Annotated in this window: 17 protein-coding genes, 7 pseudogenes and 1 riboswitch; of the genes and pseudogenes, 15 read left to right on the top strand and 9 right to left on the bottom strand. The window is 57.9% G+C overall.

What is annotated here, in order from left to right; genetic code table 11:
- Positions 1 to 538 precede the first annotated feature (538 nt).
- The 3 genes from NKJ77_RS31520 to tnpB all read left to right on the top strand — a co-directional run bounded on the left by NKJ77_RS31520 (position 539) and on the right by tnpB (position 2311).
- Complete coding sequence (locus tag NKJ77_RS31520; protein ID WP_352536310.1) at positions 539 to 1312, top strand: SDR family oxidoreductase; 774 nt, start codon at positions 539 to 541, stop codon at positions 1310 to 1312.
- 473 nt (positions 1313 to 1785) lie between these two features.
- Positions 1786 to 1956: a hypothetical protein gene (locus NKJ77_RS31515; RefSeq protein ID WP_352536309.1), complete on the top strand. Its 171-nt coding sequence runs from the start codon at positions 1786 to 1788 to the stop codon at positions 1954 to 1956.
- Positions 1957 to 1966: 10 nt separating this feature from the next.
- Positions 1967 to 2311: an IS66 family insertion sequence element accessory protein TnpB gene (gene tnpB, locus NKJ77_RS31510; protein ID WP_352536311.1), complete on the top strand. Its 345-nt coding sequence runs from the start codon at positions 1967 to 1969 to the stop codon at positions 2309 to 2311.
- Positions 2312 to 2400: 89 nt separating this feature from the next.
- Here the strand turns inward: tnpB and NKJ77_RS31505 are convergent.
- A pseudogene (locus NKJ77_RS31505) lies at positions 2401 to 2857 on the bottom strand (transposase); the annotation flags it as partial.
- Positions 2858 to 3031: 174 nt separating this feature from the next.
- On the opposite strand from NKJ77_RS31505, the pseudogene NKJ77_RS31500 reads away from it, so the two are divergent.
- The 5 genes and pseudogenes from NKJ77_RS31500 to NKJ77_RS31480 form a co-directional block, all read left to right on the top strand.
- Positions 3032 to 3647: pseudogene (locus NKJ77_RS31500) on the top strand (IS21 family transposase); the annotation flags it as partial.
- Positions 3648 to 3775: 128 nt separating this feature from the next.
- The gene (locus tag NKJ77_RS31495; RefSeq protein ID WP_352536308.1) at positions 3776 to 5038 is read left to right on the top strand and encodes a tyrosine-type recombinase/integrase; all 1263 of its coding nucleotides are present in this window, start codon (positions 3776 to 3778) and stop codon (positions 5036 to 5038) included.
- A complete protein-coding gene (locus NKJ77_RS31490; RefSeq protein WP_352536307.1) occupies positions 5035 to 5811 on the top strand; it encodes a tyrosine-type recombinase/integrase in 777 nt (258 codons plus the stop codon). Before NKJ77_RS31495 ends, NKJ77_RS31490 begins: the two co-directional genes overlap by 4 nt.
- A complete protein-coding gene (locus NKJ77_RS31485) occupies positions 5804 to 6025 on the top strand; it encodes a site-specific integrase (RefSeq protein ID WP_352536306.1) in 222 nt (73 codons plus the stop codon). The genes NKJ77_RS31490 and NKJ77_RS31485 overlap by 8 nt, the downstream gene beginning before the upstream one ends.
- On the top strand, positions 6022 to 7026 hold the full coding sequence (locus tag NKJ77_RS31480; protein ID WP_352536305.1) for a tyrosine-type recombinase/integrase: 1005 nt from the start codon (positions 6022 to 6024) through the stop codon (positions 7024 to 7026). Before NKJ77_RS31485 ends, NKJ77_RS31480 begins: the two co-directional genes overlap by 4 nt.
- Before the next feature lie 67 nt (positions 7027 to 7093).
- On the opposite strand, the pseudogene NKJ77_RS31475 reads toward NKJ77_RS31480, so the two are convergent.
- A pseudogene (locus tag NKJ77_RS31475) lies at positions 7094 to 7779 on the bottom strand (IS21 family transposase); the annotation flags it as partial.
- A gap of 178 nt (positions 7780 to 7957) precedes the next feature.
- On the opposite strand from NKJ77_RS31475, the pseudogene NKJ77_RS31470 reads away from it, so the two are divergent.
- Positions 7958 to 8095 (top strand): annotated as a pseudogene (locus NKJ77_RS31470) (ATP-binding protein); the annotation flags it as partial.
- Between the two features lie 136 nt (positions 8096 to 8231).
- On the opposite strand, the pseudogene NKJ77_RS31465 reads toward NKJ77_RS31470, so the two are convergent.
- From NKJ77_RS31465 to NKJ77_RS31445, 5 genes and pseudogenes are all read right to left on the bottom strand, one after another.
- Positions 8232 to 9409, bottom strand: a pseudogene (locus NKJ77_RS31465) (aldolase/citrate lyase/malate synthase family protein); the annotation flags it as partial.
- Between the two features lie 26 nt (positions 9410 to 9435).
- Positions 9436 to 10689, bottom strand: a complete 1254-nt coding sequence (locus tag NKJ77_RS31460) for a D-amino acid dehydrogenase (RefSeq protein WP_352536304.1) — start codon at positions 10687 to 10689, stop codon at positions 9436 to 9438.
- A 141-nt stretch (positions 10690 to 10830) separates the two neighbouring features.
- Positions 10831 to 10919, bottom strand: a riboswitch (glycine riboswitch).
- A gap of 162 nt (positions 10920 to 11081) precedes the next feature.
- The gene (locus NKJ77_RS31455) at positions 11082 to 12272 is read right to left on the bottom strand and encodes a glycine C-acetyltransferase (protein ID WP_352536303.1); all 1191 of its coding nucleotides are present in this window, start codon (positions 12270 to 12272) and stop codon (positions 11082 to 11084) included.
- Between the two features lie 73 nt (positions 12273 to 12345).
- Positions 12346 to 13305 (bottom strand): aminotransferase class IV, encoded by a 960-nt coding sequence (locus tag NKJ77_RS31450; RefSeq protein ID WP_352536302.1) that lies wholly within the window; start codon positions 13303 to 13305, stop codon positions 12346 to 12348.
- Positions 13306 to 13551: 246 nt separating this feature from the next.
- Positions 13552 to 14007 (bottom strand): Lrp/AsnC family transcriptional regulator, encoded by a 456-nt coding sequence (locus NKJ77_RS31445; protein WP_352536301.1) that lies wholly within the window; start codon positions 14005 to 14007, stop codon positions 13552 to 13554.
- 258 nt (positions 14008 to 14265) lie between these two features.
- Between NKJ77_RS31445 and NKJ77_RS31440 the strand changes: the two genes are divergently transcribed.
- The 5 genes from NKJ77_RS31440 (at position 14266) to NKJ77_RS31420 (ending at position 20936) form a co-directional block, all read left to right on the top strand.
- Positions 14266 to 15447 carry an amidohydrolase gene (locus NKJ77_RS31440; RefSeq protein ID WP_352536300.1) on the top strand — a complete coding sequence of 394 codons (1182 nt, stop codon included), beginning with the start codon at positions 14266 to 14268 and terminating at the stop codon, positions 15445 to 15447.
- Between the two features lie 117 nt (positions 15448 to 15564).
- Entirely contained in the window at positions 15565 to 16365 is an 801-nt protein-coding gene (ehuA, locus tag NKJ77_RS31435) for an ectoine/hydroxyectoine ABC transporter ATP-binding protein EhuA (protein ID WP_352536299.1), read from the top strand.
- Between the two features lie 115 nt (positions 16366 to 16480).
- Positions 16481 to 17917: an amidase gene (locus tag NKJ77_RS31430; protein ID WP_352536298.1), complete on the top strand. Its 1437-nt coding sequence runs from the start codon at positions 16481 to 16483 to the stop codon at positions 17915 to 17917.
- A 54-nt stretch (positions 17918 to 17971) separates the two neighbouring features.
- On the top strand, positions 17972 to 19141 hold the full coding sequence (locus NKJ77_RS31425; protein WP_352536297.1) for a M24 family metallopeptidase: 1170 nt from the start codon (positions 17972 to 17974) through the stop codon (positions 19139 to 19141).
- Positions 19142 to 19478: 337 nt separating this feature from the next.
- On the top strand, positions 19479 to 20936 hold the full coding sequence (locus tag NKJ77_RS31420; protein WP_352536296.1) for an ISKra4 family transposase: 1458 nt from the start codon (positions 19479 to 19481) through the stop codon (positions 20934 to 20936).
- Here the strand turns inward: NKJ77_RS31420 and NKJ77_RS31415 are convergent.
- A complete protein-coding gene (locus NKJ77_RS31415; RefSeq protein WP_352536295.1) occupies positions 20902 to 21810 on the bottom strand; it encodes an isopenicillin N synthase family dioxygenase in 909 nt (302 codons plus the stop codon). The two genes, NKJ77_RS31420 and NKJ77_RS31415, sit on opposite strands and share 35 nt — an antisense overlap.
- Positions 21811 to 22414: 604 nt before the next feature.
- Positions 22415 to 22861, bottom strand: a pseudogene (locus tag NKJ77_RS31410) (transposase); the annotation flags it as partial.
- 68 nt (positions 22862 to 22929) lie between these two features.
- Here NKJ77_RS31410 and NKJ77_RS31405 point away from each other — a divergent pair.
- Positions 22930 to 23476: pseudogene (locus NKJ77_RS31405) on the top strand (transposase); the annotation flags it as partial.
- Between the last annotated feature and the right edge of the window lie 236 nt (positions 23477 to 23712).

Raw genomic sequence — 23712 nt, 5'->3', positions numbered from 1 at the left:
GGCTCGTCGCGAACGGGTTGGCGAGTCTTCGTGCAAGGGGCGCCCTATCCTGGGGTATGGCCAAACAAAGGGAGAGAGCAGAAAATGAAAAAGTCATTGATGATTGCTGGGATTGTGGCCGTCACGGGCCAACTCGTCGGCGGGCTTATGCCCGCGAAGCCAATCGCCGCCGGAGACCGCGATCTTCCAAGACGTGTTCCTGCGTACCCTTGGCATTAGTATCGGAGTGGCCGCTACGACCTTGCTCCTGGGCTTTCCGGTAGCCTATCTGCTGGCCACATTGCGAGGACCATTGGTGAAGCGAAAGCGGGGGGCGTTTCGCGCCAGTAATGAATTCCGAACGACGTAGCTCAGAGGCTGGGCATCCGCCGCGTAGGCCAGCGCGCTGAATCTTGATTGCCGACTGGTTAGACGCCGCCATCACCATGATTGAAGCTGCGTCCCGGGGATCCGGCATGGGCTGCTCACATGCTGATGGGCAAAGCTCATCATTCACCAGAAAACTAATCTTCATTCACATCGTCAGGAGAATCTCAAAATGGTCCCCTCTCTTTCTCTCACAGGTCGTCGAGCCATTGTCTCAGCAGCGGCCTCTGGGATTGGTCTCGTAATCGCCGAGACACTTGCGGAAGCTGGAGCCCAGGTAGAAGTATGTGATGTCGATCAGGAGAAGATCGACGGCCTTAAAGAGCGTCACTCCGGGATAGGTGGAACTAGATGCGACCTTGCCGATGCGAGCGATACTGAGCGGTTCTTCAAAGCTGCGGTCGAGCGGCTCGGTGGGGTCGATATCCTTGTCAACAACGCTGGGATAGCGGGTCCAATCGAGCTCGCGGAGTCGATGTCACTTGAGGGATGGGACCGGACGTTTTCAGTCAATCTCACCAGTCATTTCGTTCTTTCCCGTCTTGCTGCGCCTTACATGCGACAAGCGGGTGGCGGAGCGATGGTCAACATCTCGTCGACGGCAGGCCTTGTCGGAGCGGCCCTACGCACGCCATACATGGCTTCGAAATGGGGGGTCATCGGCTTGGCGAAGAGCCTCGCGAAAGAGCTGGGACCATCACAGATCCGAGTAAACGTCGTATGTCCAGGTTTCGTGGAGGGCGAACGGTTGGATAGGGTGCTTGCCGGAGAAGCTGTACAGCTGGGCATCGACCGCGAGGAGCTCAGGGCTCGTTATCTTGCGGGTTCTTCGATGGGAAAAGGAGTGTTGCCAGATGATATCGCAGCGATGGTGCTTTTCCTTGTTTCGGATGCGGGTAAGCGAATGTCCGGCCATGTCTTTGTGGTAGACGCCGACACCATGTAACAGCCTTGCCTCCGATCGCGGGCCTTGACAACTTGCGTCTATAGGGGCCTCGCATCGAGGAACCTGGAATAATATGATCTTGCGCGTGACCACGTTCTTTAGAATCTTCGGCCACACCAATCTGCCGCATTAGTAGGTCCGTTGCTTCGCCCAAATCATGGAGTGTAGCGACACATGGTCAAATGGCCACTATAGCCCAGCCAATCGTTCGGTACGGTTTTATTCAACAGGTGAAGCGAATAGGTGTGATCAGTTCATAAGCGGTCGCCAGGGCACCTTGCAAGAGGCCAATGAACATGGAGTTTTCGAGCCATGACATTGGAACATACAAGGGGCGATACGGTCGCCGAATTAAGCGGCGCCGCGGCGGGATCGTCGGCGACCGAGGTCGCGCAAGCCTTCCGGCGTAGCTCCGTCAAAGCTCTATGCCTGGCGCAAGCACATGGCCAGCGGCGGCTCGAGCCGATGGTGCGATGGCAACTTTCGCACGGATCGAAGTGAACGATCTGCGCGAGGTCGAGCGTCCGGTCGCCGATTGCCCGGACCTGGCCGGCAAGATCGTCGTGGCTCTCCGAACGGCGCGCGATTGCGGATCGACGCGACCGTCGATCCGACGGCGCTGCGTATCGCCCTGGCGGAGTTGACCAGGTGATCATGGTGGTGCCGACCGACCGCATTTACCTTTGCTGCGGTGAGACCGATATGCGCCGAGGGATCAATAGCCTAGCGCCGATGGCGCAGCAGGTGCTCGCGCTCGACCCGCATACCGGCGCGATCTTCTGCTTCCGTAGACGCAAAGGTGATATCATCAAGATTCTGGAGCATGACGACCAGGGGTTCTGCCTTTTTACAAAGCGGCTTTCCGAGGGTTGTTTTGCCTGGCCGACAACCAAGGATCAGGTGACTGTGTCGCTTACCAAGGCAGAGCTTTCGCTGCTTCTGGACGGGATCGACTGGCGCGGGCAGAACAAGATTTATCGACCGCGTCTGGCCAGCTAAATTCGATCGTTTCTCATTGAGATCGTGCCCACTGGCGTGGTGTAGCTGACGGCATTGGTCGCCGTGCTCTCCGGCATGGGCCGGACTGATCAGCGCGCCACTGCCGGCAGGCTGATGAGCGGATCATCGCTCATCTGGTTGATGGTCTCAAGCGTCATGTAGCGGGCCCGCTGCACGGCCCATTCATCGTTCTGTTCGAGCAGGAGCGCGCCGACGAGGCGGACGATGGCATCGTCATTGGGGAAGATGCCGACGACCTCGGTCCTGCGCTTGATCTCTCCGTTGAGGCGCTCGATCGGGTTGGTGCTATGCAGCTTGGCGCGGTGCTCCCTGGGGAAAGTCATGTAGGCGAGCACGTCGGGCTCGGCGTCGTCCATGATGGCGGCGAGCTTTGGGCACCTTCGGCCGGATCTGGTCGGCAACGGCGCGCCATTGGGTGCTGGCGGCTTCCGGCGTCTCCTGGGCGAAGGCTGTGGCGATGAAGGCCGAGACGACGCGGCGACCGCTCTTGCCGGCATGGGCCAGCACGTTCCTCATGAAGTGGACGCTGCGGGTTTCGCAAAGTCGCGGACACGGATTTCAGTAAGTCGCGGACACGGATTTCATTAAGTTCGGGACAGGGATTTCAGTAAGTCGCGGACAAAACAGGCGGCGGAATTAGGTCGATTTTCGTGAGCGCCGATCTGGCATTTTGCCCTCGTATTCGAAGCGAGGACATCAATGCCGAGACGGAAGCGAGCGAGACATACGAGCGTGAAGGACATCCGATCGATACTGCGGCTGACGTTCGAGCAGGAACTCCCTGTGCGGGCCGTTTCGGAGCGTTTGAAGATCAGCAAGACGTCGGTATCGACGTAGGGAGCGACGGCTCTTTCGCCGGATGGGACGGCCGCCGCGTGACATCGATGAGCCGGACTGGCCGAAGATTGCCAGCGAGCTGAAGCGCAAGGGCGTGACGCTCAATCTGCTGTGGCAGGAATATCGTGAGAGCCATCTGGACGGCTATGGCTACACCTGGTTCTGCTGCCGTTTTGCCGAATACGAAAGCCGCGTCAAACCCAGCTATCGCAGCCGGCACGTTGCTGGCGTCGCCATGGAGTGCGACTATGCTGGCCACACGATCCCCGTCATCGACCCGTCGACAGGAGAGATCCGCGCAGCGCAGATTTACGTCGCGGTGCTGAGCGCGTCTCAATTGACGTTCTCTTATGCGAGCTTCAGCCAGAAGCTGCCGGATTGGATCGAAGCGAACCAACGGGCCTTCAGTTACTTCGGCGGCGCGACGAAGACGACGATCTGCGATTACGTGCCCGGGCACGTAATCGCAGTTTTGTTCCCAGCCCGGTTATGTACCCTACCGTCGGTAAGATACTGACGTTAGACATTCCTGTGGGCTAAAGACGGCACATCTCTTTGCGGCAGCAACAGAAGCGCATCCTCCGGTTCTTTGGAATGGAAGTTGCCATGTTGGAACGCTTTTTCGTCAAGCCGCAGACTGTCGATGGGATAATGGGTTGCTGGCTCGGGTCGCAGATTGACCAATATGTCGCGGCGCTTTGTGAGCGGGGTTACGCGGTTCGCAGCATCTACCGACGGGTTCCGATCCTGACGAAGTTTGCAGCGTTCACCGCGGCCCGCAATGTTGATCAGATCGAACAAGCCGAGGCGCTCATCGAGCCATTCATCGACGATTGGCTGTTCACTCATCGCGCCGATCGATCCGCTGATGCGTGTCGACGCGATCGCAACTTCGTCGGGGGCATTGTGCGGCATTTCTTCAGCCAGGTCGTCTCGAAGTCGGATAACACCAGCCGTAGAACAGCTTGGCCGATCCCTTTCGCTACCCAGGTGCCGGGATTCTTTGATTACCTTCACGAAGAGCGGGGCCTGCGCCCGACCTCCATCCATCACTACCGGCACTATCTGCGCGGTTTCGAGCGATATCTCAGGGATGTTGGATGCGAGGTGACTATGCTTTCGTTGCCTGTGGTGACGGGGTTCGTCACGACGCAGGCTCAGCACTTCGGGCCCAGATCAATGATCGGTCTTGCAAGCACATTGCGGGTTTTTCGCCGATATGTGCATCGAGAAGGTCTTCTCCCACGCGACATCAGCAAGCTGGTCGAGGTGCCCCAGCATTATAGGTTGGCCGACATTCCCCGATCGATCGGTTGGGATTCCGTCCAGAAGATGCTCGACCAGGTCGATCGCCGCACCGTCGTTGGGCGACGGGATTACGCCATGCTGTTGCTGATGATCACATATGGCCTGCGCGCCCGCGAGGTCGCGATGTTGACGCTCGACGACCTCGATTGGAAGCGTGACCGCCTGCATGTGCGCGAGCGCAAGGCCGAGCATAGCACGACCTATCCGCTGGCGCCCATCGTCGGCGAGGCGATCGTGGATTATCTCAAGAACGGGCGACCCGAGGTGGCAAGCCGGCTGCTTTTCTGGCGACACCTGGCACCACGATCGCCGCTGACGCAGTCGGCAGTGTCGGCCACGGCCACCAGATATCTGCATAGAGCAGACATTCCCGTATCCCGCCCTGGTTCCCATACGCTCCGACATGCGTGCGTTCAGCGGCTGGTCGATAGTGGCTTTCCGCTCAAGACCATCGGCGATTATGTCGGACATCGCGCAGCTTCGTCGACGATGATTTACGCCAAGGTCCAGGTGGACGGCTTGCGTGAAGTCGCTCTTGGCGACGGGGAGGATCTGCAATGAGCCCCCGTCTTCCCGAGCCTTCAAGTCCGATCGCGCCGCATATCATGGCCTTCGTCTGTCACAAGCGCGCCCTCAACCGGCGCTACGACGTCGAGAATAAGGCAATGCGGATGTTCGACGGCTATCTGAACGCGCAGGGCATCAAGACCCTCGCGGAGATCACCCCGGCGCTCCTCGATGCCTTTTTCCTCAGTCGTCCGCGTCTGCGGCCACGAAGCTTCAACCAACTGGTAGGAATCGTCGGCCGGCTGTTCGAGTGGATGGTCGAACACGACGTTATCGATCGCTCCCCCGTCACGATGAAGCCGCGCCGCCGAGGTAATCCAAGACCGCCCTGCATCCTGGATCTGCGGACTGTCCAACAACTCGTCGATCGCGCCGCCGAACTCGCGGATCGGAACAACGCTCCGCTTCGCGGTCCCGCCTATGCCACCATCTTCAGCCTGCTGTTCGGGCTTGGTCTGCGCGTTGGCGAGGTTGCGCGCCTGCGCTGGCGGGATGTCGATCGCAATCGCGACGTCCTCACCATCCGCGAGACGAAGTTTTCCAAGTCGAGGCTCATTCCCATGGGACCGCAACTGGCACAGCGACTCTATGCGTTCATGGCGTTGCGATCGCAGCACCTGGTTTCGGTTGCGGCCGACACACCGCTGTTTTCTTTCATGAAAGGTCGGCCTGTGAACCCGGGCACGATCAGCATCATCTTCCGCTCGCTGGCCGATCAGCTGGACATCCCGATCCCGACCAGGAGGAACGCCGGCTCACGTGCATGATCTACGGCACAGCTTTGCGGTCGGGCGACTTCTGCGGTGGTATCGCAACGGTAGCAATCCCACCGACAAGCTGGTCAAGCTGTCGACCTTCATGGGGCACGTGGATCCGGCCTCCACCGCGGTTTATCTCACCGTTACCGCCGATCTCCTGGAAGCCGCCGGTCAGCGCTTCGAACGCTTTGCAGCGCCGCTTTCGCGTGGAGGGCGGCCATGAGGACCGTCGGCAGTCTCGTCTATCAGTTCTTCGAACACCATCTCAAAGCCGAGAAGGGTCTGGCGTCCACCTCGATCCGGAGCTACCGCGACGGGATCCGGGTGTTCCTTCTCTTCCTGGCCAGGGAGAACCGACGCCCGATCAGCAAGCTTAGGCTGAGCGATCTCAGCGCCGACAATGTACGGGCCTTTCTCGCCCATCTTGAAGCTGAGCGCGGCAACAGCATCCGATCACGGAACCACCGGCTCGCAATGCTACACACCTTCTTCGCCTATGCCGGCGGCCAGGAACCGATGGTGCTGCCGGAGGCCGAACGCGTCGCCGCCATCCCGAGGAAGCGCACGCAGCCGGCGGCCACCTATTATCTCGAGCGCGACGAGGTCGAACGGCTCTTCGACGGACTGCCGCGCGACGGGAAGCTGGCTACCCGCGACAAAGCGCTGCTCATGTTCCTGTACAATACTGGCGCCCGCGCAACGGAAGTCATCGGACTGACCGTCGATCAGCTGGTTTTGACCTCCTCGCCGCGGGTGAACCTGCACGGCAAGGGTGATAAGTGGCGGACCTGCCCACTATGGCCAGAGACCGCCCGCCTCCTTGGCGAGATGCTGCGTGACCGACGCCAGCCAGCCACGCCGGAAAGTCCGGTATTCCTCAGCAACGTCGGCAAGTCGCTGACGCGATTCGGCCTCTACAAGCTCGTCCGGCGTCATGGTTCGGACATTCGCATCGGCAACGGACACAGGTCCATTTCTCCGCATGTTTGGAGAAACACCACGGCCGTGCATCTGCTCGAATCCGGTGTCGACGTGAACGTCATAAGAGGTTGGCTTGGCCACGTCAGCCTGGATACGACCAACCGATATGCCGAGATCAACATCAAGATGAAGCAGGAGGCGCTTGAGGCCTGTCAGGTGCCTTCGACTTCTTCGGTGGGACCTCCCCGAAAGCCAGTCTGGCAGAGCGAGCCAAAACTTCTCGAATGGCTCGCCGGCCTCTGATCGTTATGTGCCCCGTGTCGTCGAGAACGCTTGGATCAACAGGCTGCGGGGCACATAACCGGGCTGGGAACAAAAGCCCGATTACGTGCCCGGGCACGTAATCATAGATCGTCGTCTTCGTCGCGCCGCCGAAGAAGGTGAGTGCCGGCACTGGCCCTCGATCCAGTCCGGCAGCTTCTGGCTGACGCTGGCATGGGCGAAGGTGAAGGACGACGCGCCCAGTACCGCAACGAAGATCTGAGCCTGGCAGATGACGCCAGTATCGGGATCGAAGACGGGCACGGTGTGGCCTGCATAGTCGGTCTGCATCACCGCGCCCGCCTCGTGGCGGTTGCGGAACGTTGCGCTCGCCCGGCGCTGGAAAGTGCCGAACCCGTCGCAAAACCAGGTGTAGCCATAACCATCGGGATGCGCCGCGCGGTATTCCTGCCACAACAACGTCAGCGTCACGCCCTTGCGCTTCAGCTCGCGCGAGATCATCGCCCAATCGGGCTCGTCCAGATCCTGCGGTGGCCGGCGAACCCGGCGAAACAGAAGCCGCTCAAGCGATGCGTCATTGTCACAGCCCGGCGGCAGCGGCCAGTCCGAGATGCCAGCCTCACGCGCCCGCAACAGATAGGTCGAAACGGACGTCTTGCTGATCTTCAGCCGTTCCGACACCGCACGCACCGAGAGGCCCTGCTCATGCGTCAAGCGCACAATCGATCGTAGGTCTCTCACTGTCGTTGGTCTCGCTTGCTTCCGTCTTGGCATGGCCCCTCTCAACCCGATGATGAGAGGGCAAAATGCCAGAACGACGCGCCCGAGAACCGACCGTTATATCCGCCCCGAAAACTGTCCGGGAATTAGCGGAATCACTGTCCCGCAATTACTGAAATCGCTGTCCGCGAATTAGCGGAATGGGTGTCCGCGAATTTCTGAAATACGCAGGTATGACATGATCGGAAATCCGACCATCGCCGATGCCGTTCTCGACCGCCTTGTTCACAACGCCTATCGCATCGAACTCTCCGGCGAAAGCATGCGCAAACACAAGGTCCTGCCAGTCGCAGACGCAACTCCCGCTTGATCGAAAACGACTTCGTCGACAAATATCAAAAAGACCCTGAGGCGCTCTAAGCCGTCCGGCTTCGCCTCGGAATCGCGTCCGGTATTCTATCGGAATAAGCGTCCGGTTTCGTTTCGGAATCACTGTCCGGTTTCATTGGAATACGCATTTTCGGCTTCACGACATACATCGAGCCGGCAAGCGAATTCGCGCGGCGGCCATACTTCTCGCCGATGTCGCCAGCGCGATCGCTGCCGTCACGAAGGCGTTCATGATTCCGGCACCTCGTTGCCGCCACGGTTGAGCACCGCCGGGTTGGTCATCAGATGCCCGACATTGCGCACCAGAATGAGGGAACGTGCGCGCAGCTCGAATTTCGAGCCGTCCGGCGAATTATAGATGACATCCGGATTAAGGCGGCGGGTGAAGGTCTTGCCGCCCTTCGTCACCTCTTCCTGCAGATCGTCCTCCATCAGGCCGAGCCAGTTGCGATAGACGGTGACCTTGTCCTTGGCATCGACCGCGGCGACGGGATCCTCGCAGTCCACGATCGTCGTCATCGCGGATTCCAGCCGCACGTCGGAGATGCCGGTGGCATCGCCTTGCCGATCTGCGAGTTCGCATCGATGACGACCTCGATATGCAGGCCATTGTTGCCGAACAGGAACGCAGTCGGCTTGTTCGGGTCACCGAGATAGCCGACGAACTGCCCGGACGGGCTTCAGCTTCACCGCCTTGCGGTCGGCCTTGGCGAGCGCAAGCTCGCCGCCCTGCACCCAGATTTCATCGATGTCGCTCCAACTCGCGCGGGCGAGCGGCACACTCTCGTCGAGGAATTTCCGTGCCCAGGCGATCACCTTGTCGCCGCGCTCGGGGTTGTAGCCCTTGCCCTTCTCCGCGCCGTCATCCTCGGGAATAGCGAAGTGCGTCATAGAGCGAACCCCATCGGGCATTCGCGGCGTTCAGTGCGTAACGCGCATTCATCACCGGCAAGACGAGCTGCGGCCCGGCGATCGTCGCGATCTCCGGGTCAACATTCTTAGTCGAAATGCTGAAGTCCGGACCTTCCGCCACGCCGATCTCGCGAAAAACCGTTTGTAGGCTGCGAGATCCTCCGGTGCGCCATGGCCGCGGTGCCGATGGTCGATCTTCTCCTGCATCACCTCGCGGATTTGCAGGTGTTCGCGGTTGCGAGGAGCGAAATCATGCACGATCGAAGAAAAAGCCTCCCAGAAGTCCCGGGCGTCTACCCCGGTGTTGGGGCAATGCCTCGTCATTCACAAAGGCATGCAGTTCCCTCGCTACCTTCAGATCAGCTACATCGACACGGCCCAGACTAGATCTCTCTCCATCCGAAATCGTCATACGGCCGGTCTCGCTTCGGCTGGGATCTCATTGGCAATCACTTCAGCAAGCGCTGCCGATGTCGCCGCTGACAGTGTCCAACCTAGATGCCCGTGTCCGGTGTTGTAGAAGACACCCGCCATTTTTCCTTTGCCAACTCTCGGCATCATGTTGGGCATCATTGGCCGGAGGCCGGCCCAAGGAATGACCTTGTTCGTCGTAATTCCCGGGAAAAGAGTACGCGTCCAATCGACCAGGGGCCGTACACGATCATCTCTGATGTCGCGATTAGCTCCATTGAATTCCGCAGTACCAGCAACACGGAAACGCGACTGTCCCAATCTGCTGGTGACGATTTTCGCCCGGTCATCCAGGAGACTGACCCAAGGCGCAGATGCCTGGGAGCACTCGTCGCTTAGGTCGACGGTGATCGAATATCCCTTCACGGGATAAATGTTCAAACGGTCGCCGAGCATCGCGCCGATGGTGCGACTGTGGACGCCCGCGCATACAACAACGGCGTCCGCTTCTAGCTGCTCGATCGCACTTCCGCCTACCGACGCACTTTGAGTGTAGCTGATCGCGAAACGATCGCGCGTTGCAATTCTCGTAACGCCGGCATCATAAATGAACTGCGCACCACGTTCCTCGCACACGCGAGCAAGGCCGTTCGTGTATTTGTGGATGTCACCCGTCGAGTCGGAGGGCGTGTAAAACCCACCGTGGAAGGAGCCAGTCAGAGCTGGTTCAATCGTGGAAATTTCTGTAGGTCCGACCGCATACCTGTCCAGGCCGCCTTCGACCAGCATCTCGTTGACCTTTGCAGCATGATCGAATCCGGCCTTGTCGTAATAGACGTGGAGAATACCCTTCCGGACGTGGTCGAAGTCGATCTTTTCGCGCTCAGCGATGTCGAACATATGTTGTCGCGCGGCTATCGCCAGCCGCGCGGTGGCAATGGTGTTCTCGCGATATCGAGAGATGTTCGCCATGAATTCGGCCAGCCAGCTATATTTATGCCAGGAGGGAGCCGGATTCATCAGAAGCGGGGCATCGCGGCGAGCCATCCATTTGATGCCCTTTATGACCGTTGACCAATGGTTCCAGACTTCCGCGTTGCAGGCAGATAGTTGCCCACCGTTCGCAAAAGATGTTTCCATCGCTGCATACCGCTGCTTCTCCAGGACGACGACTTCGTAGCCGCTCTGGATCAGGGCGTACGCGGTCGACACTCCGGTGATCCCGGCGCCAATCACAACAATTTTGGGCATGTACAACTCCAGCAGATTTCGGGTGCAGGGTGCAGGCGTGACGCCTGCGGTTGATCCCCAAATCTGTCTCGGTACCTGAGAGCTTACCGGCGTGGCCAGCTTTCCCCTTCGGTGGACGCTTGCGCGTCTCTCTCCAGATCGTTCGGCGAGGCGGTCACTTGTGCCTGAGAGTTTCCTTGGGGGGTTGCTCCGTCGGCGCTGGCGAAGCCAGTCTCTCCCGCGTTAACCTATGAACGCTGACATCATGCTTATGCGGGATGCTGGTTTCAGATCAATGTCTGTGCGATGATGCAGCAAAGACGCCATCCTCCAGTCGATTTTGAACGGCTGAGGTAAAAGCTCACGAACCCTAACACTCAACTTATCAGCTAGAATGCCGACTCGATCAGGGGTCAGAAGGTCATTCCGAGTTCGGCTGCTACCTCGACAAATGCGTCGACACAGCGATCAACATCGGCGGTCGAATGCGCGGCTGAAATCTGCGTCCTGATCCGCGCCTGTCCCTTTGGGACGACAGGGAACGAGAAGCCGACGACATAAATGCCGCGTGCCAGCATCATCTCGGCCATCGCCTGAGCCAGTGATGCATCGCCGAGCACGACTGGGATGATCGGGTGATCGGCGCCGGCTAATGTGAAACCTGCCTTGGTCATTTGGGAGCGGAAGCGGTTCGCATTGGCGTAGAGCTTCTCGCGCAAGGCGTCGCCGGCTTCGATCAGATCAAACACCTTCAGAGACGCGCCTGCTATTGCCGGCATTAGCGTGTTGGAGAAGAGATAGGGCCGCGAGCGCTGCCGCAACCAGTCGACGACCTCGCGCTTGCCCGACGCATACCCGCCGGACGCACCCCCGAGAGCTTTGCCAAGTGTGCCGGTGATGATGTCGATCCGACCCTCGACGCCGCAACGCTCTGCCGAGCCACGCCCATGCCTGCCAACGAAGCCGACCGCGTGGCTGTCGTCTACCATGACCATTGCGCCATAGTTCTCCGCGAGATCGCAGACGCCGCCAAGATTGGCGATAATGCCATCCATTGAGAACACACCGTCGGTCGCGATCAGTTTAAAACGCGAGCCTTCCGCCCTTTTCAGCTCTTCCTCAAGTGCGGCCATGTCGTTGTTCGCATAGCGAAAACGCTTGGCTTTGGAGAGCCGCACGCCATCTATGATCGAGGCGTGGTTCAGGGCGTCAGAGATGATTGCATCCTCTTCACCGAGCAGCGTTTCAAACAGGCCGCCATTGGCGTCGAAGCAGGAGGAGTAAAGGATCGTGTCTTCCAACCCGAGGAACGACGAGATCCGCGCCTCAAGCTGCTTGTGCTCCTCCTGCGTGCCGCAGATGAAGCGTACCGACGCCATACCGTAGCCATAGCGATCAAGGGCCGTCTTCGCCGCCTCGCGCAGATCCTCGCTGTCGGCAAGGCCGAGATAATTGTTAGCGCAGAAGTTCAGCACCTTGGAGCCGCTCGCCACCTCGATCTCGGCCGATTGCATCGAGGTGATGACGCGCTCAGACTTGTAGAGCCCGGCTTCCTTCAGCCCGGCGAGCTCGTCGGAAAGATGGGAAATGAATGCACTGATCATAGCTGGGTGTCTGTCCAATAAAAAAGCGCCTCAGCCGTTGAACAGACTGAGGCGCCAGCGTTTCAATGCCGACTTACGGATAAGTGACTTGCGTCGACCATGCTGGATCCGAATGCTTCTTCCAATAAAGATCCATCAAGCGCTTCGTGACAGGTCCCACAGTGCCGTCCGAGATAGGCGCTCCATCTACCCGCGTCACAGGCATGATACCGCCCGCAGTCGAGGTGATGAACACTTCATCCGCCCCAGATAGGTCGGCCCGAGAGACGTCTTCGGCGACGGCCTTTAGATTAGTTTCCGCTGCGAGATCGAAGACGCTACGTCTGGTGATGCCCGGCAACACGCCAAACGCCGGCGTCCTCAGTCCACCATCCTTGACGACGAACACGTTGAAGCCGGGACCTTCAGCAACGTTTCCGTTCTCGTCGAGGATAAGAGCCGTCTCACCGCCAGCATCATAGGCGTCGAAAAGTCCTTTCACGAGATCAAGCCAATGGTAGTTCTTGACTGTCGGATCGACGGACTTGGGCGAGATGCGGACGGTCTCACTGACAGACACATGCAGGCCGCGTTCCAGCTGTTCCTTGTTCGCGACCGACCCGAACGGAACGGCGAACGCGATAAAGCGATTCTCCGATTGACGGGGATCGCGGCTGAACGTCGGAGATCCGCCGCGGGTGCAGATCATTTCGACGTAAGCAGACTTGTGTCCGGAGAGGGCCACGCAATTGTGCAGGATTTCCGTAACATCCTCGCGCAGGTACGGTATTTTCATCCTCAGGCGTTCCATGCTACCCCAAAATCTGTCGAGGTGCAGATCAAGGCGGAAGAAACGCCCCTCCCAGACATGCGCTGTGTCGTAAGTGGCATCCGAATGCAGGAAGCCCCAGTCGAGCACCGAGATCTTGGCCTCGGACATCGGCAGGTACTGACCGTCCATGAAAGCTACGCCGTGCGGGTAGTGCCTTGGATCTCGGTGGCGGTCGTCAACCGATGGAAGCATCGTGCCAGGCTGAGCTGCGAAAAGTGTCATTTCCTGAGATCCCCAAATGGCCGCAGTATAAGCGCCCTCTCTTTGCAGCCGGCGAGTAGCCGAGACAGAACGCGATCCAAATAGCTGACGTGCGCGCTAATACGCCGGCAGATGCCGGTGCTTCGCCCGTCGGTGACGCTACTTTGCAGACTTCAACGGGAGGATGACGATCAAATTGCTCGATTCATCGCAATGGACGCTTCAAAAATGCTCGGGTTTTGAGAAACGAAGCGTCGCCGGCCTCCATTACGTCAGGACACGCGGCTCGAACTTCACGCGATCCAGTGCGATCATACTTTTGAACTTTCGCACGTTCGGATTGGTGTAGAGTTTGGTTTTGACGAACACGTCGAAGGCTTCGACGTCTTCGACAGCGACTATTAGAACGAAATCAGCGTCGCCTGTAACCATGTAACACTGGGTCACTTCCTTGGCCGCGCGCATGGCGCGCTTGAAGTCGTCAACCAAGTCGAGGCGCTCTCGTTCCAACTCGACGTTGACAACAACCGTCAAGGTCTTTCCCAGCGCTTTGGGGTCGACCAGCGAAATGTCTGCCGTGATGACGCCATCAGACCGCAATTTGTTGACACGGCGCATACATGAGGCTGCCGACGATCCGACTATATCGGCGAGCTCCGAAAACGAGACGCGGTTATTTTTTTGAAGGGTAGCGAGGATGCGCCGATCAAGATCGTCGAGCATATTTGGGATCCATCTTTGAGGCGGAGGTTTACGCTCCACGTCGGGAATATGCGCTGTCGACTCCCTAGATGTAAGGGCAGTTATCCCATAGTGGTGACGCATTTGTTTCACAGCGGAGCGCAAAATGCTCGCACAGTTTCGAACCGCTTCTCTTTTTGAAGCGACAAGAGGGAGGTCCTGATGCATGCCTTTCGAAATTGTTTGAGAACGTGGTGGCTTCTGAATCTCCGAGATGAAAGCCCGCCCGAAGGATTTTAAATGCGCAAAGCGGAAGAGTTTTCACGCCTGGAAGCCGAAGTCACAACGTGGCGCCGGCATCTCCACAGCAATCCCGAACTGGACTTTAGGGTACGCGAAACGGCCGAGTTCGTACGGGATAAGCTTGCGTCCTTCGGCATAGATCACATCGAAACCGGCATTGGCGGGACGGGTGTGCTGGCACTTATCAACGGGGACAAAGGGGAGGGGGGCACTATCGGCCTCCGAGCCGATATGGACGCGTTACCCATTCAGGAAACAACAGGCCTTGCATGGGCATCGCGTTCCGCTGGCAAAATGCATGCCTGTGGCCATGATGGGCATACGGCAATGCTCCTCGGTGCGGCTAAGCACCTTTCGGAGACGCGGGACTTCAAGGGACGTGTTGCATTAATTTTCCAGCCTGCAGAAGAGGTGGAGTTCCCATCCGGCGGGCTCAGGATGGTTCAGGATGGCTTTCTGGACCGATTGCAAGTCTCGCAGGTATTTGGTCTCCATAATTGGCCTGGCCTGGAAGTGGGAAAGTACGCAATTTGTGCCGGGCCGCTCATGGCCTCGCAAGACGATTTCGACATTACAATTCAAGGCCGCGGTGGTCATGCTGCAAACCCCCACCTCGCTATCGATCCAGTTGTAATAGCTGCTCATACGATAACTGGGCTGCAGGTCCTAGTCTCGCGATACACCAATCCGACAGATTCGCTGGTCGTCTCAGTAACGAAACTGTCCGCTTCAAACGCCTACAATGTTATCGCTGACCAGGTAGAACTAGCGGGCACTGTCCGTTCTTTGGCCCCTCACCTCCGCGATTATGCGGAGCAGCAAATTGAGGTCATCGCACGAAAGATAGCCCAGGCTTTCGGCGGCGACATTACCTATCGCTACCGCCGGTCGGTACCGGTCACAGTCAACGACGTACAAGCTACCGCTACCGCGGTGCGAGCTGCGGAGGCGGCGTGTCAAGCGGATAGCGTGAATTGCCGTATCCGTCCGGTCATGGGTGCTGAAGATTTTGCATACATGCTTGAGGCTCGGCCAGGCGCGATGATTTTCCTTGGTAACGGTAACACCGCTGCACTCCACAACCCCAGCTACGATTTCAGCGATCCCGCTATCCGCTATGGCATAGCGTACTGGGTGAATGTTGTATCAGCTACACTGGGTACGGGAAGTATGCAGTGACGGCGCGACAGAAGCGTATATGGTCCGTGCGTTTCATCGGAGCTTCGTTTTTGACTGAAATGCTTTGTTCGGCGTGAGCTAGCATCTTGACGTCTGGCGCAGGCAAGGAATGTAAAGATGCAGGGCACGACAACACTGCCATTGGAGCTCTCCGGCGACCAGAAGCCAATCGTCAGCTTCCGCAACGTTACCAAATCCTATGGTTCGCCCGTCGTATTGGACGAGCTGAACCTCGATATCGCCGCGCGCGAGACGGTGACCATTATCGGTCCTTCTGGTTCTGGCAAGACTACCGTTTTGCAGGTGCTTATGACGCTCGATCCCATCAACGAGGGGTGCATCTATGTCGACGGCGAACCTCTGACGCACATGGAGCGAAACCGGCGGCTCGTGCCGGCAGATCAAAAACACATCCGAATCAAGCGATCCGACATTGGAATGTGTTTCCAGCACTCCAATCTGTTTCCCCCCATGAATAGGCTTGAAAATTGCATGGAGGGCCCTGTCCAAGTCCTCAGGCTGACGAAACCCGAAGCGCGCGTCCTTGAGATGGTTGGTATGCTAGAGAAGAAGGATCAGCATCCTTCGCGGCTTTCAGGGGGTCAGCAACAACGCGTTGCCATTGCACGTACGTTGGCGATGAGACCGAAGGTAATGTTGTTTGATGAGGTGACGTCCGCTCTCGATCCGGAAGCAATCGGTGAGGTCACCCAGGTGATACGCAAGCTCGTCGCTGAGCACAACCTCACCATGCTCCTAGTGACGCATCAAATGGGCTTCGCACGCGACATATCGGATCGTGTCTGCTTCTTCTACCGCGGCAAAATTGAAGAACAGGGATCCCCCTCAGAACTGTTTCTCAATCCCACTAAGGAACGGACGCAGCAGTTCTCGCGGGCGGTCAAAGAAGCCGACTGATCGAGTTTTCGGGTCAGGCCCGACTTCAATGAATGCTCTGCTGCGCCCCGGCGCTCGCTTTGAAGTTCGAAAGCCGTCAATTCCATTGAGATAGTGGCGCTAAATAGGACTCGCTATGGTTAGTTCTTCATCTAATGAAACTGACATTCCAGAACTATGTCAGTTCGACGCAGAAACACTTGCACGGTTATATGGCAGTGGCGATCTGTCGCCCGTAGAAGTAACAAACGCCTGTCTACGGCATTCAAGCGAAGTTCAGGAAAGGCTGAATTGTTTCACGTTCGTGGATGCCGACCGAGCTCTCGCTGCCGCAAAAGCATCTGAAGCGCGTTGGCAGGCTGGTGAGCCACAGTCACCTATCGACGGCGTACCAACAACGCTCAAGGACATCGTTCATGTCGAGAACTGGTCCGTCCGCTATGGCAGTGCCGCTACCGAAGCAACACCTTTCACGAAGGATGCGCCGGCGGTCGCCGGCCTTCGAAAGGCGGGCGCGGTTTTCATCTCTCAGACAACCATGCCTGAGTTCGGTTGGAAGGCGGTAACTGACAGTCCGGTCTTCGGTGCTACAAGAAACCCATGGAACGCTAACCTCACGCCAGGAGGCTCGTCCGGAGGCGCGGCTGTCGCAGCTGCCACAGGTGTTGGAGCGCTGCACTTGGGCACAGACGGCGGCGGCTCAATCCGGATTCCGTCATCATTCACGGGCATCGTCGGGCACAAGCCCAGTTTCGGTCGGGTTGCAGCCTACCCTCCCAGTGCCTTTGGAACAGTCGCACACATTGGACCAATGACCCGGTCGGTACGGGACTGTATCAACATGCTCGATGCTATGACAGGTCGCGATTTGCGCGACTGGACTCAGCCGTACTTCGAATTCTCGCAGCTGAAGTCTGATCCGGTATCTTGGGCGGGACGGCGCGTTGGTTACTGGAAATCGCCGGTGGCCGGCAACATAAGCGCCGAGGTAGGTGGGACGATAGATGATGTTATTCAAGACTTGATAGCGGAAGGCGCCGAGGTACGGGAAATCACCTTGCCTTTCGACGACGACCTTCTGGAGGTGTTTTATCGGCACTGGTACCTAGGTGCGGCAAACCGTCTGTCAGGATTCTCTGAAACAACGCTGGAATCGATGGATTCCGGACTTGTGAAGGCTGCAGAAGCGGGAAGACGTTACAGCGGGGTAGATCGAATTTGGGCGGAGTTGCGACGTGCCCAGTTCGGAGCTGAAATGGACAGACTGCTGTCCAGTCTCGACGTAATACTGTCTCCCACCGTGGCAGTCCTACCTTTCGAAGCTGGTCGGGAGACTCCTCCGGGAAGCGATTTCGACAGTTGGATCGAATGGGCGTCGTTCAGTTTTCCGATCAACCTCAGTCAACAGCCGGCCTGCTCGATCCCTGTGGGCTTTTCAAGTGACCACCTCCCGATTGGCATACAGGTGATCGGCGCACGCGGTGACGACACTAGAGTTCTGCGGGCGGGTCTCGCGCTCGAAGAAATGTATCAGAGCCTATTTCTGAAGCCAGGCGCCCGCTGGCCTGTTTGACCACCATCACAACGCAGACGCGCAGATGCGCTATGACAACTCAAAGGATAAGAGATGATCGCTGATCGACATGAGAGCTTCACCAAAAGCGAGTACGAATCGCGACTTGTACGTGCCCAAGCGTTGATGGGAGAGCACAAACTCGATGGCATTCTCCTCTCTTCGATGGACAACATTCGCTATACCGCCGGCATCGATTCGACTTTTTGGGAAAGTTACACCCGACCATGGTTTGTGCTCGTCCCAGCCGAAGGTGAGCCCATCGCGATTATCCCTGAGATTGGTCGCGCAATCATGAAAACGACGTGGGTCAAAAACATCAGGTCTTGGCCGTCACCTCGCCCTGAAGATGAGGGCACGTCCCTTCTGGTTGAAGCAATCTCTGCGCTCCCTCGGCGCCACGGAAGGATCGGTGCCGAACTTGGCATGGAGTTGCGCATCGGAATGCCGGTAACGCAGTTCCTTGACATACGAAGCAGACTGCAAAGCGTTGAAATCGTAGACGGATCACACCTCATTTGGCTTTTGCGAATGATCAAAAGCCCGGCGGAGGTTGCCAGGATCCAAAAGGCTATCGATATCGCCGGCGTCACTTTTGACGATGTCCCTAACTTCATTCGGACGGGAGACAGCGAACGGACCGTTCAGCGGGAATTTCGTGGTCGACTGAATTCTGCGGGTGCCGGTGCCATCCCAGCGGTTATCGTTCGGTCGGACCTGGGCGGGCCGTTTGAAATTACGGGTGGGCCACGCGATCGGCCGATCGCTGACGGCGATCTGCTTTTCATTGATACCGGAATGACGTTTGACGGGTACTATTGCGACTACGACCGCAATTATCGCGTTGGAAATGTTACTGACGCACTCCTTCGAGCGCACGAGCAGGTCTGGAAGGCAAATGAAGCTGGTCTCGCCGCAGCAAGGCCTGGCGTCCTTGCGGAATCAATCTTTACGGCTATGGCAGGCGTCCTGTCGTCGGGCGTGGATGATTTGAACAGCAATGGCAGAATGGGACATGGTCTGGGGCTTCGGGTGACTGAGCCGCCTTCCATCCGGCTCGGCGACAAAACTGTGCTGGTACCCGGAATGGTTCTTTGTATCGAACCGGGGCTCGAATATGAGCCTGGAAAGATCGTGCTTCACGAGGAAACAGTTCTTATCACCGAAGACGGTGCGCAACTGCTTACCCCAAGAGCACCGCGCGATCTCCCAACGATCAACTGAGCACTTGGCCCGGCAGCGGGATAGTGGCCGAAGGATCCGAACTTGTTGGTAGACACGGCGCGCCGTTGAAGGGGAAAAAACACCCATCAGGTGGTAAGTTCAGCTTACTTGATTGCCTTACAGGCCTGAGACAGGCCACTTGATCGCTTGTCAGGCGATATTTTCAGGCAGCGTCGGCGAGCCAAGCCTTCCTTGACCTCAACAGGTTGTTCCCGGTCAGGCCGAGGCGCCGGGCTCAAGCGCGACGTCGAGATGAGACCGGTAATTTCTCTGGGGTCGAATACCGGTTGTTAGGCTCGACCGGTCCATCAGCATCGTTTTTATCGGAGACAAAGCGATGGCGGTGGAATGGACGGTTACCATCGAGGGCCGGAACGAATTTGGCGACACATGCCGGAAGGAGGTCCGCATAGACAAGAGCTGGGAGAAGCTGTTCGACGGCGACATCGGCTTGTCGATCGGCGATAGCAAGAAGATCATGGCTGCGCTGCAGAACGCGGTCGTGAATCATGAAGCGGAGACCTATGCTTTTCTTCGCCGGATTTGCCCGGATTGCCATACGTCCCGACCGGTCAGGGACTACACGACACGCCGGATCCGAACCGTCTTCGGCACCGTAGAGGTTCGCAATCCCCGATGGATGCTGTGCCGGGAATGCCATCCGGAGATGGCCGGTGCCTTCGCGCCGCTGAAGGAAATTTGTCCCGATCGAGCAACACCGGAGCTGATGGAACTGACGGCGCGGCTAGGAAGCATGTTGCCATACCGGCAGGCGGCGAAGGTGCTGGCCGATTTCCTGCCCACTGAACCGACTGAGACGCATGCGACCGTCCGCAAGCGTACCATCAGGATCGGCAAGCGGCTCGACGACCAGGTCATGCAGGAAACTTGGCGCGCGAGGTCCCAAACGGATGACCGATGCCAGCTTGAGATGCAGCTTCCCGGAGATCGGCGCAAAGAGTTCGTCATCAGCATTGATACGGCGCACGTTCGTAGCGCTGATCAACATTCGGCGCGAAACTTCGAGCTCGTCGTGGCCAGATGTGGGCGCGGGGGACGGGGCGAAAGGGGCGGTCGCTATTTCGTCACCGGCAGCACCGACCAGCAGGCAATCCGCGATCGTGCTCTTCACTCTCTCCAGGACTCTCTCCAGGAAGTCGGATATCGCGGCTTTGGGGATGTGACGGTGATCTCGGACGGGGCCGAAATCCTAAAGCGGCTGCCCCGCGCTATGCCGAAACCGACGACCCACATCATCGACTGGTTTCATATTGCCATGAAGATCCAGCCCATGCAGCAGATCGCCGATCACATCGTACGATCCCGATCAGGCCCCTTTGAAGCGCTTCCAACCATCGACAGGGACATCAGAGGCGTAAAGTGGCGTCTGTGGCATGGGCGGGTCGGCCGCGCGATCCGCGACCTGGAGCAACTCCTAGTAAGACTGAAGGAAGGCGAGTTCTCGACCGCACGGCTTCACAGCCTCGCGGAGCAGCTCCTGACCTATGTCCGTTCGAACCGCGGCGCGATCGTCAACTATGGAAGGCGCTACCGGGCTGGACTTCGCGTCGCCACCACTCTCGCCGAGTCGGCGGTGAACTCAGTTGTCGGGAAACGTATGGTCAAGAAGCAGCAGATGCGCTGGTCGCTTCACGGTGCGCATATTCTCATGCAAGTCCGGGCTGCGGAGATCAATGGCGAACTTAGCAACCGGCTACGGGCGCCTTTCCGACAGCCAGAACTGAACGTGCGTCAAATATTCAAGCCCAAAACGCCTCTTCTACGCGCCGGCTGACCCCAGAGAAATTACCGGTCTCCTTGATGTATTTTCCGAACTTGTATGCCCCGCAAGTGATAGGCTGGTATTGCGCCGGATTGGCCTCGGAAACGCAACTCTCCAAAGGCGCGAAGACAGCGTCAGGGTCGGCGTCGATAAAGAACGGAATCGAATAGCGTTCTCGCCCGGAAGTGTTCACCACGCGGTGCAGGTTCGCGAGATAGACATCGTTGGTCAGCTTCTGAAGCAAATCTCCGATGTTGACGACGAAGGTATTAGGGATCGGTGTGCCCTCGATCCAGACCCCATTTCGGTTCATCACCTGAAGCCCTCCGACGCTATCCTGGGCGATAAAGCCTAGGTTGCCAAAGTCGGTGTGCGCTCCGATGCCGATGATCCTCTCGTCCACGAGCCCGGCTTGTGACGGATAGCGTTGCAAGCGTTGAGTCGTAATGGGATTCCTCATTCTCGGCTCGAAGAAATCCGATGGAAGATCAAGGCTGATCGCTATGCCCTTCAGAATCTTTATCGATAGCTCCTTCATCGCCTCGTGATAGGTGAAAACAGCCTCCCTGAAACCGGGTAGGATGGCCGGCCACTGGTTGGGCCCAAAGAACGGGCTTTCGACACTCGGCCGTTCGGGGCCAATGTCGAAGCACTCTTTTAAGTCCCTAGTTTTTGACGGATCGGTGTTTTCGCCGAATATCTCGATATAACCGCGCAGGGCGACCCCAGAATTACTTATGTGAAATTTCATTTTTTCTTTTATGGGCAGCTTAAAGAAAGCCCGGGCCTGCGCAAATGTGTCGTCTAATAAATTCTCTGATATGCCGTGGTTCTTGATATACATGAAACCGACATTGCTTAGCGCCCATCGAAATCCCTTCGCCACGCTTGGTGCGTTCCATCAAGCAAAGGGCCTACGTCAATAACTGGGAGTCTGTCGAATGTCTCGCGCTGGGCATGAAGCCTGTCGTCGAGCCGGACCAAATCTGATGTTGTCATTGAATTTCACCCATTTCTTAATAGCGCATTTTCGCAGCAGGGCTGCGCGTGGCGGAGGCAGATGCCCTCGAAGAGACTGGCTGCCGTTGGGCAGCAGCGAGCTCAAGAGCGCTCCGCTTTACGCGTCGCCTTTGAGCGCCGCTGGAACAAAGGCACCTCGAGCCCAAATACTTACTAGCGCAAGATCGTTCATCGTCGGCTCTCCCAAGGGTTGGGCTCGGCTTTTCAGGGACCAGAACTCCTGGCTCTAGAGGTTGCCAAACCGTTGCGGCCACACCGCGCATTTTCAAAGCGGCAGATGTGCAAACCAGACAAAGAATAGTTTCTACAATTTGGACGATCCAGTTAAACATCATCTCGTGTCAAATAAATGTAGATAACATAAAAGACATATCCGTATTGTAATTGTAGTAAACTGTTAAAAAACGTGCCACGGGTAATTTTCCGACTCCGAAGAGAATTCGGAGGGCATTTGGTGCGAGGCGGTGTTCGGCTGGCAGGCTGATGAGGGGATCATCGCTCATCTGGCTGATCGTTTCCAGGGTCATGTATCTGGCCCGCTGCACTGCCCATTCATCGTTCTGTTCGAGCAGGTTTGCGCCGATCATGCGCACGATCGCATCGTCATTCGGGAAGATTCCGACGACCTCGGTGCGCCGCTTGATCTCGCCGTTGAGACGCTCGATCGGATTCGTCGAGTGGAGCTTGGCGCGATGTTCCTTCGGGAAGGTCATGTAGGCCAGCACGTCGGGCTCGGCGTCGTCCATGATTGTCGCCAGCTTCGGCACCGTCGGGCGGATCTGGTCGGCGACGGCGCGCCATTGGGTGCTGGCGGCTTCCGAGGTCTCTTGGGCAAATGCGGTGGCGATGAAGGCTGAGACGACCCTGCGGCCGCTCTTGCCGGCGTGGGCCAGCACGTTCCTCATGAAGTGGACGCGGGGACTGTTGAAGAAGTCCTTCCCCGCTGATTCAATTGATCAATCGTTGATTCGGTGGAGGATTCGCGATGCTGGGTCGGAAAGAACGAGATCAACTCGAACTGTTCATGACCGGCTCGCTGCGACAGCTCATCCCTGATGATCCTGGCCAAGGTCGATCGTGTGCTTGATCTGTCGTGGCTGCGCGGCGAGGTGGCAGATCTCTATTGCGACGACAACGGTCGCCCGGGAATAGATCCTGAGGTTGCGGTCCGTCTAATGCTTGCGGGTTTCCTGCTTGGGATCGTCCACGACCGCCGGCTGATGCGCGAGGCCCAGGTCAACATCGCCATTCGGTGATTCGTCGGCTATGGTCTGCATGAAGCCACTTCCCGATCGTTCTTCCCTGACACGCATCCGCCACCGCTGGGGCGAAGAGGGCTTTCGCCGGATCTTTCAGCGCACGGTGCAGGCCTGTATCGACGCGCCAAGATCGCCAAGGGCGAGATCGTCCATGTCGATGCTTCACTGATCATCCGGGCCGATGTGAGCTGGGACAGCCTGGCGGTTCGTCACATGGAGGCGGTGAGTGCGGCGAACGAGGATGCGGAGGCGAGGAAGAGCCGCAAAACCGGCTCGACCCGACCGCACGCTGCGAGGGCTTGGCCATGAGGTAAGTGATGCCTCCGGTCTACGTGAAGTCCTATGTCCTGCGGTCATGCTGGCGGCAACCGCCTCTGCCGCTTACTTTGTCGTCACCGGCGATAATCGCTGGTTTCAAATCGACCTAAAGCGTGTCGCGATTTAAGGGATTCAGGATTCCCATTGATTTGAGTTCGTGATTCATTGCGGTTGAAAGGAGACCGCGATGG

Origin of the sequence: Mesorhizobium sp. M0052 (assembly GCF_040323255.1) — a bacterium.
Classification (GTDB): Bacteria; Pseudomonadota; Alphaproteobacteria; order Rhizobiales; family Rhizobiaceae; genus Mesorhizobium.
This window is presented reverse-complemented; position numbering and strand designations above follow the sequence as displayed.